This is a genomic window from Bacillus hominis (assembly GCF_018332515.1).
GTDB lineage: Bacteria > Bacillota > Bacilli > Bacillales > Bacillaceae_G > Bacillus_A > Bacillus_A hominis.
The window spans coordinates 1-10,148 of record NZ_BOQD01000186.1; the positions used below are offsets into that span (position 1 = coordinate 1).

Genomic DNA, 10,148 nt, shown 5'->3' on the forward strand with positions numbered 1-10,148 from the left:
ATAATAATATTGACATAAAACGACTTTTATTTATCTATTCGACGAATTGCGACAAATAAATCGCAGCTATATTTGATATGATATTTCAGAAATCTTATATTTTATTATTCAAAGCGAGGTAGAAGAATGATGGTTTGAATTTAGCTGAATTTGCTCATAAGGCTTCTGGTAAAAAAGTATTTATATCAAGAATATCAGAAAAGTTCGAAAAAGTTCAAAAAGGAGAACGGAACATGGAAACACAAACTTATAAGTATCCTAGACAAAAGATTAATGGGATTTGGTTAATAATTGCTGGAGCAGCAATGTTTTTACTTTTAATAAAACATAACGGCTATCCAAATGTTTGGCCTTTTATTATTGTTTATACATTAGGAATGATATGGCAATTGAACCCTAAAACTAGGAAGAAATTTGCAGTTGGTTCTGGAACATCGGAACAAAAAAAGTGGGCTAATTTTTCAATGATGCTTTTGGCTATTTTAGTTTTTCTCATTTTTCATTTTGTCGGCGATGATTATAGAAATTGCTGGCTATTAATTCTTTTAGCTGTAGGTATTCATTTCTTAATGTTTATTCCCGTACATGGAAAAATGATGTTTTTGCTGTCCATTATTTTAATATTCAATTCATTTATAGGATTAATCATTACCAACGTAAATCTAGATGTATTTTTTGTAATAGATGGTTTAGTGAAAATTTTAGTTGGTGTAATTTTTATTAGGTTAAGTCCTATGGATTTTTAAAATACAGTTGGTAAATATATTAGAAAAGAAGGCGTAGTATGATATTTTTTATGTTAGCTATTAGTGTAGGATTAATATTTTTTGTTCATTATATAACGAAACAGATGTTTAAATACGAAGTAAATCACTCAAGTTCAAAAAAACGCTTTTTAATAAATCTTTTGCAATTTGTTAGATTTGCACCAGTAATTGTATTACTTGTAATATACATACTGGTTTTAACAACTTTGCATACGAAAACAGGTATTCGACTATCTCATGCATGGTATGCTGCGCAATTTTGGGCTTATTATACATTTTTGTATTGTATTTATATGATAACTAGGAAAAAACTGCTTCTGTTTTCCATGGTTATAGCCTTAATAATGTCCATTTATTACACTCCGTTGTTCCACTTTGAAAACCAATTTATAGGATTGTATGTAATTGTCGCTGATATTTGCGGAATTTTAATGTTTATAAATTTATGGATGTCGATATCGAAAGTTTTAGTCGGAATGAAAAATAGGTAATACTTTTGGTTCCTGTAATTGACGTAACAGAAATACTAGATGTAGTACAAAAATTATAAAAAAGGCGGTGGAAATGAATCCACCGCTTTTTTATATGCTAGTTTTTCACGCTTTCATTTGTTGATTTTCTTCAAATGATTGAAAATCACGCCAAATCTCATTCATCTTCCGTCTACCAATATCAACCATCGGATTAAATTGAATCGCAGCATGATGACGAACGGAGTGGACATTTTGAATCGCTTGTTGTAAATGTTTTTCAACCGGATTAGATTTTATATTAGCATGTTTAGCAATAGATAGACCTGCAACTGTTCCTTGCGCCATCGCGATTTTCCCGCTTTCAATTCCGGTAATATTTCCAGCTACAAATAAACCTGGAAGAGGGGTTTCCATTTCTTCTGAATGAAGCGGGACATGTCCGCCTAATTCCGGAATGTAATGGAAAGGGCATCCCGCTACAGCGGCAAGCTCAGCAAGCGGATATAAACCTCCGGCAATACAAACGAAGTCTGCCTCATATATCTTTTCTGATCCATTAATAACATTTCCATTAGAATCAATGTTAGCAACACGAACACCTTCAACTTGATCCGTTCCGATAATTTCAAGTGCAGCTTTCCGGAGATGAAGTGGTGTCCCGTTTATTTTCATGCCGCTATTTGGATAAAATGTTAATCCAGCTTTTCGAATCCAATCATATTTCATAAAACGGCTACCTATACGCAAGAGAGCAGAAGGAGCGAGGTGAGCTGCATTTAAAAGAGAGTTCAAAACTTCTTCTGGTTCACCAGCTTTTTGGCTTAACTCACTTTTTTCAGGAAGTACAATATGTTCTACTTTAATTCCAGATAATTGTAATTCATTTAAAATAGCGAATGACAAAATGTTAGCACCAATAATGATTCCTTTTTTCCCAACTTGAACCCGGTGGACATTTGTCATAACTTGAGCTGCTCCAATTGACATAACTCCTGGAAGTGTCCAGCCAGGTAGGGGAATAGAATACTCAGCAGCACCAGTAGCAATTAATACGAACGGCGCTTCTAACGTCCCGATATTTGTATGTACGAACCAACAACTCTCATCTTTATCTAAATTATAGACGGAAACACCGCACCGAATATCGACTGAAAGGGATTTTGCTTCTTCGTGAAGGCGTTTTGATTCTTCTATTCCATTCCACCATTCTCCAGTAGGCTCTTGATGTAACTGCCCTAACAATCTCCCGCCTGGCTTCATAAATTCATCAATAACAAGTACGTTAAGTCCAAAACGTGCACAAGAGATAGAAGCTGATAATCCTGCTGGTCCTGCGCCGATAATAATTACATCGCTCATCGCTTTTTCACCATCTCTCTCACGATATTAGGATGCTGTTTGCCACTTTCAACAACCATATCGTTTTCTACAACAGTTAAGCACGCTCGTACGTTCGTTTGATTGTTTACAGTCACGCGGCATTCAGAACAATGCCCGATATTACAATAAATGCCTCGCGGACTCCCGCTATCTTCATGGACCCTTAACGTTCTTATTCCGTTTGCAAGTAAAGCGGCTGCTATCGTTTCATGTTCATAAGCTTCATATTGTTGACCGTTAAATTGAAAAGTGATGCGCTGACTACTATTTAAACTACCTAAAATAGGGTGATGTGTAATTCTACTCATTGATTTTCACCTACCGCTCCAAAAGTAACTGCGCGCACTGGCGGTTGATATTTTAATGGAATTTCATTAGGAGTTACGTCAGGATTTGCACTTTCAATCATTCGATCTATCATCATTCTACATGTGCGACCACCACAAAATCCCATGCCAGCACGTGTTCTTAGTTTTAATTCTCTTGCCGAGCATTTATATTCTGCAATTGTCGATTGTAGTTGTCCATATGTAACTTCTTCACAACGACAAACAATTAAGTTCTCTTTATTCGTCATATGTAATCCTCCTCTAGTTCGATTTGCACAAATTATAATGCAAAAACTATGCCAACATAGAGGAGGAGAGGGGAATTATCCCGCTATTTGCTGGGCAGTAAGCCCCCACCTCAAAATTCAGCGAAAGCAAAGAAGTTAGGTGGGGGGCGGGCTGCCCGTAAAAGCCCGATTGGTGAAGGCTAATAATCAGTGGGGATGAAGAAAACCCCCACTGATTAAAGTTTCACTTTATTGTAACCCCAGTCTTTTTAAACGGTTATATAATGTGGCCCGTGTTACCCCAAGTTGTTTCGCACATTCTAATTTATTCCCATCTAAAATGCGTAAAGCTCTTTCAATTACCTTTTTCTCGTGCTCATCCATCTCTTCTTGTAATGAAAGAATCGTATTATTGTTGCTGAGTAATAGGGAATGAGACGGTTGGTTCTCTAAAGTATCATTTGTGTGAAATGGTAAATATTCTTGTTTTATAATACCGTCGGTCGCGAATACGACGAGTCTTTCAACTACGTTACGGAGCTCGCGAATATTACCTGGCCAATTGTAATGAAGCAACTCATGCATAATGCTTGAAGGTAAGTCACGAATAGGCCTGTTATAGTTTATTGAAAAATCATTTAAGAAGGAATAGGTTAATTCGATAATATCCTCTCGTCTTTCGCGTAGTGGCGGAATATGCAAGCTAACTACATTTAAGCGATAGTATAAATCTTCTCGGAAAGTTCCTTTTCTCATTTCTTCTTGTAAATCACGATTTGTAGCAGTGATAATGCGGAAATCAATATTTATTTCTTTTTCTCCACCAACTCGGTAATACTTTCGTTCTTGCAGTACACGCAAAAGTTTCACTTGCATATCGAGCGGCATTTCTCCAATCTCATCAAGGAATAAAGTACCGCCTTGCGCGAGCTCAATTTTACCTTTCTTACCTTTACTATTTGCTCCAGAAAAAGCTCCTCGCTCGTAACCGAATAATTCACTTTCAAATAACGCTTCTGGGATTGCACCACAGTTGATCGAAATGAAAGGGGCATTTGCTGTTTCGCTCGCTTCATGAATTGCTTTCGCAAATACTTCTTTTCCAACACCGCTTTCTCCAAGGATTAAAACAGTTGATTTCACTGAACAAACCTTTCTAGCTAATTGAATCGTTCTTTGTATGACGGGGCTTTTTCCGTTCATTGCAAGAAAAGGGTCGGATGTATCTTTATATTTCGCTACTTCTTGTTCTAATCGATGCATTTCATGTGACATAGTAAATAGTTTTTCATTTAAAGCGACTTGATTTGTAACATCAGTTTCAGAGACGACTGCGCCGATAATTTCATCGTTACAATAAACTGGGTTTGAATTAATTAATACGAACAAATCAGGGCGAGGCTGATGAAACTGCGCGGTTATGCTTTTTCCGCTATGTAATGATTGCAAAATTTCCAAATCTTTATAATCAAAAAAACGAGTAATCGGTTGTCCGATAATTTCATTATGGTTGACTGAAAAAATCTTTTCGGCGCCATCTGTCCATGTCCGAACGCATTCTTTCTCATCGATGACTGTAACAGAAGAATCAGACGTTTCAATAACAGTGTTATAAAACGCTTGTAGTTCATTGTAATACTTATAAAGAAAAGGAATCATTTGCTTAGTAGTAATACAGCATATAGGTTCTTGGTTTTCGTTAATGATGACAACGGCTAGTTCATGAGAAAATGCGTCGATTAAAGTAGTGAAAGAATCATCTTCATATACAACTGCACAATTCCATTCTTCAGTAGGTGAATGGATGTAATAAAATTTTTCGTTTACGTGCTTGATGTGTGGACCGAAATTTTTAAGATCGATTGACAAAATTTTTATAAACTCTTTTATTGTTGGAAATGAAAATGTCATATTGCCCTCCTGTTATGTATAAAAATTTAGACAGTGATAAAGAAATAATACACCTATTTACGATAAATTTAAAATATTTTTACAAATAAATTTATTTTATATAAATAGTTCTGTATGTAGAGTTGGCACACCAATTGCATAAAAGAAAGTGAGAGATTTAGGAGAAAGGAGGAGTGCTATGTGAGACACTGTGACGTTTTAATAATAGGCGGTGGTATTATTGGATGTTCGATCGCTTATTACACTTCAAAATATGGAAGAGACGTAACAATCATTGAAAAAGGGGAATTTGTCAGTGGGACGTCTTCACGGTGTGATGGGAATATTTTGGCTATTGATAAAGACCCAGGGTTTGATAGTCAAATGTCGCTAGTAAGTCAAAAATTAGTAACGGATTTAAGTGAAGAGTTAGAGCAATCATTTGAATATAGGGCACCAGGAAGCATTCTCGTTTGTGAATCAGACGAAGAGATGGAAGCGGCGCAGCAATGGGTCAATCGGCAAAAAGAAGTTGGTTTACCGTTTCGAATGCTTGATAGACAAGACATAAGAGAGGAATCACCATTTTTTGCAGATGATTTATTAGGTGGTTTAGAATGCGCAACGGATTCGACTGTAAATCCGTACCTTCTTGCTTTTTCACTTCTCGCAGAGTCAAAAAAATTTGGTACGAAAGCTTTTAATCATACAGAAGTAAAAGAAATGAAAAGAGATATAGACGGTTCCTTTATTGTAGAAACAACAAATGGGACGTTTACTGCGAAGCAAGTGGTAAACGCGGCCGGTGTGTGGGCCCCTAAAATTGGACAGATGTTAGATGTGAATATCCCAATCGAACCGAGAAAGGGACATATTATTGTAGCTTCAAGGCAACAACACGTTGGCTGCCGTAAAGTAATGGAATTTGGTTATTTGATTTCTAAATTTGGCGGAAAACGAAAAGTGGATGCTTTAACTGAAAAGTATGGAGTGGCACTTGTATTTGAACCGACAGAAAGCCAAAATTTTTTAATTGGTAGTAGTAGAGAATTTGTAGGATTTCATACGAAGATAAATAACGAGGTAATTAAATGTATTGCGAACAGAGCAATTCGTTTTTATCCGAAAATGGCAGATATGATGGTGATTCGTTCATATGCTGGATTACGCCCGTGGACAGAAGACCATTTGCCAATTATTTCACGAGTGGAACATATTCCAAACTACTTTATTGCAGCGGGACATGAAGGTGATGGAATTAGTCTTGCGGCAGTTACTGGGAAAGTGATTGAAGAGTTATTAAATGAAAAAGAAACAATCATTCCTATTGAACCACTTCGTTTGAGTCGTTTTACAGAAAGGGTGTTAAACGGATGAGGTCACAAAGAGTCTTTACGACGATTGATACACATACTGGCGGGAATCCAACGAGGACATTAATTAGCGGACTTCCTAAGTTAATTGGAGAGACGATGGCAGAGAAGATGTTACATATGAAAAGGGAGTATGACTGGATTCGAAAATTGTTAATGAATGAACCGCGTGGTCATGATGTAATGTCAGGAGCATTGTTAACAGATCCGTGTCACCCTGAAGCTGATATAGGTGTTATATACATAGAGACAGGTGGATATTTACCGATGTGTGGCCACGATACAATTGGTGTATGTACAGCTTTAGTAGAATCAGGTTTAATTCCAGTAGTTGAACCGGTTACTTCTTTAAAGCTAGATACACCAGCTGGCTTAGTTGAAGTAGATATTTCTGTTCAAAATGGTAAAGCGAAAGAAGTTTCCTTTTGTAACATACCAGCTTTTTTACTGAAAAACATTACTGTAGACGTTGAAGGAATTGGAACCGTAGAGGCTGATATTGCGTATGGAGGGAATTTTTATGCCATTATTGATGCGAAATCAGTAGGTTTAGAGTTAGTACCAGAAAATGCTTCTACAATTATCGATAAGGCCATTCATATTAGAAATACGATTAATGAGAGATTTGAAATCATTCATCCAGAGTATTCGTTTATAAGAGGATTAACACATGTTGAATTTTATACAGATCCTACTCATGAAAGTGCACATGTGAAAAATACAGTTGTTGTACCACCAGGTGGGATTGATCGATCTCCATGCGGTACAGGAACATCAGCGAAATTAGCTGTATTATACGCTCATAAAAAAATCGACATCGATGAAGAATTTGTTCATGAGAGTATTGTAGGTTCTTTATTTAAAGGGTGTGTTATGAATACAACATATGTGGAAAATATTGAAGCTGTAGTAACGAAAATTACGGGATCAGCTTGGCTTATGGGTATGCATAGATTTTTTTACAATGAAAAGGATCCACTTAAAGAAGGGTTTTTGCTAATTCCGCCGATGGAGCATGAAACGGAGGATGTAAAATGAACATTCAAAAAATGTATACAGCAGTAGATGTGCACGTAGCTGGCGAAGCATTTCGTGTAATAAAAGATGTACCATGCAAATACTACTACAGTTTAGAACATTTAAATGAACAGTTTTCCGGGGAATTAGCAGAAGAAATGCAGCTTTTATTAAATGAACCACGTGGTTTTATCGGTTTAAATGGATGTATTGTCGTTCCTTCTATTCATAAGGAAGTGGATGCAGCGGTATTGTTTTTTGATCATGAAGGATCTATTCCTCTTCATTATGGCGGTATAGTAGCGGTAATAACAATGTTATTAGAAAGTGGTTATTTAAAAAAGAGAGAGTCTAATCAATACAAAATCGAAACGCTATCTGGAATATTTTCAGTTCATGCGTATGTGGAGCATGATGAAGTTGTATCTGTTTCGTTTGAAAGCAAACTTTGTTATATGGTTGAGAAAGATTTGAAGATTGGTAATATAAATTACTCTCTCATACAAGCAGATAAAGTTTATGCAGTTGTAGAAAAGGATACGTATTCGCCTGAAATTTCTGTTGAAAATATATCTGAATTAAAAAAATGGGGAGAAGCCACACTTGAAGCTATACAAAAACAGACACTTATAAAAAGACTTATTTTAGTAGATTCTTCGCAAAAAGAAAAGAATCATATAAAGTCAATCACATTTCATGAAGATAACTTTATCGTACGTTCACCAGGTTTTGTTTCTACAATTGTGTCTTATGTTCATGCTTTATTTAAAAATGATTATATAGCGGATAAACCTTTTAAAAATGAAAGTATTTTTAATAGCTTTATAACAGTGGAACAAGTGAAGAAAGAAGAATTAGGATACATTTTCCGTTTTGAAAGTAGAGGGTTTATTACAGGAATGCAGACATTTCTATTAGACCCTACGGATCCGTTTCCAGCGGGTTTCTTATTAAAATAAAATGTTAAAGGGAGAGATAAATATGCAAACAATTAAAGGGGCATTTCCAGTATTAATAACACCGATGGATGAATTTCAAGAGATTAATTGGAATGGTGTAAAGCAAAACGTAAACTACTTTATTGAGCAAAAAGTAGCTGGAATTATTATTAATGGAAGTACGGGAGAATTTGTTAGTTTATCAAAAGAAGAACGATTTAACATGGTAGAAACTGTTTTGAAAGAAGTTGATGGCCGTATTCCAGTCATTGTTGGAACTGCAGCGGAAACGACGAAAGAAACGATTGAATATACGAAACATGCAGAAGCGCATGGAGCGGATTGTGCATTAATTATAAACTCTTACTATTGTAAACCGAAGGAAGAGGAAATCTATTTTCATTTTAAAGAAATCTCAAACGCTGTAAATATACCAATTATGCTATACAATAACCCATTTACTTCTGGTGTTGATATGAGTACAGAGCTAATGCTTCGCATTGGTAAAGAGTGTGAAAATGTTACACATATTAAAGAATCTAGCGGAGATATTCGAAAAGCGAGAGATTTAGTAAGACAAGGCGAAGGTGCTTTTCAAGTCTTCTGCGGATCTGAAGATTTAGTTATGGAATCTTATTTAGTTGGTGCCTCGGGATGGGTTTCAGTAGCAGGAAATATTGTTCCAAGTCTCGTTACGAAAATGTATGAGCATTTTCAAAATGGTGAACTAGAAAAAGCGTGGGAAATAAACGATGCTATTTTACCTCTTTGCGAGTTTCTTGAAGGATCAGGGAAATATGTACAAATCGTTAAACGTTCAATGGAATTACACGGGCAAGCCGGCGGACCTTCTCGTTATCCGAGACTCGGATTAACTGAAGAAGAAGACCAAAAGCTTCAAACGATTTTAGCAGAAATTGCAGCTCATGCAGCTGTTTAAATAAGGAGGAGAGTATGTATGTTAACGACAAACATTGAGCTAAAACCAAAAGTGAAAGCGTTTTTAAATGAAGAAGTTAAAATGTTTATTAATGGCGAATTTGTTCCTTCTATTAGTGGGAAGACATTTGAAACATACAATCCAGCGACAGAAGATGTTCTTGCGGTCGTATGTGAAGCGCAAGAAGAGGATATTGATGTCGCAGTAAAAGCAGCAAGATCTGCATTTGAATCGGGTCCGTGGGCAGAAATGACTACTGCTGAAAGAGCACATCTTATTTATAAATTAGCAGATTTAATTGAAGAGCATAGAGAAGAATTGGCACAGCTAGAAGCTTTAGATAATGGAAAACCATATCAAGTAGCACTTGATGATGATATTTCAGCGACTGTAGAAAATTACCGCTATTACGCGGGATGGGCTACAAAAATTGTTGGACAAACCATTCCAATTTCAAAAGATTACTTAAATTACACACGCCATGAACCCGTTGGTGTTGTGGGGCAAATTATTCCGTGGAATTTTCCGCTCGTTATGTCTTCTTGGAAAATGGGTGCTGCACTTGCGACAGGTTGTACGATTGTATTAAAACCGGCAGAGCAAACGCCTTTATCTTTACTATATACAGCGAAGCTATTTAAAGAAGCTGGTTTTCCAAATGGTGTCGTAAACTTTGTACCAGGTTTCGGCCAAGAAGCAGGAGCGGCAATTGTAAACCATCATGATATTGATAAAGTAGCTTTCACAGGTTCAACAGTTACAGGAAAATATATTATGCGCCAATCTGCAGAATCATTATAGGTACGTTTTTATG

Annotated in this window: 10 protein-coding genes and 1 pseudogene; 7 read left to right on the forward strand and 4 right to left on the reverse strand. The window is 36.2% G+C overall.

Annotated features, from left to right (window positions below):
• Nucleotides 1-233 precede the first annotated feature (233 nt).
• Both KI356_RS18210 and KI356_RS28245 read left to right on the forward strand, forming a co-directional pair.
• Complete coding sequence (locus KI356_RS18210; RefSeq protein ID WP_212936076.1) at nt 234-746, forward strand: DUF6609 family protein; 513 nt, start codon at nt 234-236, stop codon at nt 744-746.
• Between the two features lie 38 nt (nt 747-784).
• The gene (locus KI356_RS28245) at nt 785-1,258 is read left to right on the forward strand and encodes a hypothetical protein (protein ID WP_238486205.1); all 474 of its coding nucleotides are present in this window, start codon (nt 785-787) and stop codon (nt 1,256-1,258) included.
• Nucleotides 1,259-1,363: 105 nt separating this feature from the next.
• Here KI356_RS28245 and KI356_RS18215 read toward each other — a convergent pair whose 3' ends face one another.
• The 4 genes from KI356_RS18215 to KI356_RS18230 form a co-directional block, all read right to left on the reverse strand.
• The gene (locus KI356_RS18215) at nt 1,364-2,599 is read right to left on the reverse strand and encodes an NAD(P)/FAD-dependent oxidoreductase (protein ID WP_212936070.1); all 1,236 of its coding nucleotides are present in this window, start codon (nt 2,597-2,599) and stop codon (nt 1,364-1,366) included.
• Entirely contained in the window at nt 2,596-2,928 is a 333-nt protein-coding gene (locus KI356_RS18220) for a (2Fe-2S)-binding protein (RefSeq protein WP_212936071.1), read from the reverse strand. The genes KI356_RS18215 and KI356_RS18220 overlap by 4 nt, the downstream gene beginning before the upstream one ends.
• Nucleotides 2,925-3,197, reverse strand: coding sequence for a (2Fe-2S)-binding protein (locus KI356_RS18225; protein WP_128280271.1), 273 nt, complete (start codon nt 3,195-3,197; stop codon nt 2,925-2,927). Before KI356_RS18225 ends, KI356_RS18220 begins: the two co-directional genes overlap by 4 nt.
• Before the next feature lie 228 nt (nt 3,198-3,425).
• Nucleotides 3,426-5,087 (reverse strand): sigma-54 interaction domain-containing protein, encoded by a 1,662-nt coding sequence (locus tag KI356_RS18230; protein ID WP_212936072.1) that lies wholly within the window; start codon nt 5,085-5,087, stop codon nt 3,426-3,428.
• A gap of 180 nt (nt 5,088-5,267) precedes the next feature.
• Here KI356_RS18230 and KI356_RS18235 point away from each other — a divergent pair, with 180 nt between their 5' ends.
• The 5 genes and pseudogenes from KI356_RS18235 to KI356_RS18255 form a co-directional block, all read left to right on the forward strand.
• Nucleotides 5,268-6,443, forward strand: coding sequence for an NAD(P)/FAD-dependent oxidoreductase (locus KI356_RS18235; protein WP_212936073.1), 1,176 nt, complete (start codon nt 5,268-5,270; stop codon nt 6,441-6,443).
• Nucleotides 6,440-7,477, forward strand: a complete 1,038-nt coding sequence (locus KI356_RS18240) for a proline racemase family protein (protein ID WP_212936074.1) — start codon at nt 6,440-6,442, stop codon at nt 7,475-7,477. Before KI356_RS18235 ends, KI356_RS18240 begins: the two co-directional genes overlap by 4 nt.
• Nucleotides 7,474-8,415 carry a proline racemase family protein gene (locus tag KI356_RS18245; protein ID WP_212936075.1) on the forward strand — a complete coding sequence of 314 codons (942 nt, stop codon included), beginning with the start codon at nt 7,474-7,476 and terminating at the stop codon, nt 8,413-8,415. Before KI356_RS18240 ends, KI356_RS18245 begins: the two co-directional genes overlap by 4 nt.
• Nucleotides 8,416-8,437: 22 nt before the next feature.
• On the forward strand, nt 8,438-9,334 hold the full coding sequence (gene dapA, locus KI356_RS18250) for a 4-hydroxy-tetrahydrodipicolinate synthase (RefSeq protein WP_002119998.1): 897 nt from the start codon (nt 8,438-8,440) through the stop codon (nt 9,332-9,334).
• A gap of 18 nt (nt 9,335-9,352) precedes the next feature.
• Nucleotides 9,353-10,132: pseudogene (locus KI356_RS18255) on the forward strand (aldehyde dehydrogenase family protein); the annotation flags it as partial.
• Nucleotides 10,133-10,148 lie beyond the last annotated feature (16 nt).

Coding starts and splice junctions, on each gene's coding strand:
- KI356_RS18225 (WP_128280271.1), bottom strand. CDS start 3,197: ATGACGAATAAAGAGAACTTAATTGTTTGTCGTTGTGAAGAAGTTACA.
- dapA (WP_002119998.1), top strand. CDS start 8,438: ATGCAAACAATTAAAGGGGCATTTCCAGTATTAATAACACCGATGGAT.
- KI356_RS18220 (WP_212936071.1), bottom strand. CDS start 2,928: ATGAGTAGAATTACACATCACCCTATTTTAGGTAGTTTAAATAGTAGT.
- KI356_RS18210 (WP_212936076.1), top strand. CDS start 234: ATGGAAACACAAACTTATAAGTATCCTAGACAAAAGATTAATGGGATT.
- KI356_RS18215 (WP_212936070.1), bottom strand. CDS start 2,599: ATGAGCGATGTAATTATTATCGGCGCAGGACCAGCAGGATTATCAGCT.
- KI356_RS18245 (WP_212936075.1), top strand. CDS start 7,474: ATGAACATTCAAAAAATGTATACAGCAGTAGATGTGCACGTAGCTGGC.
- KI356_RS28245 (WP_238486205.1), top strand. CDS start 785: ATGATATTTTTTATGTTAGCTATTAGTGTAGGATTAATATTTTTTGTT.
- KI356_RS18240 (WP_212936074.1), top strand. CDS start 6,440: ATGAGGTCACAAAGAGTCTTTACGACGATTGATACACATACTGGCGGG.
- KI356_RS18230 (WP_212936072.1), bottom strand. CDS start 5,087: ATGACATTTTCATTTCCAACAATAAAAGAGTTTATAAAAATTTTGTCA.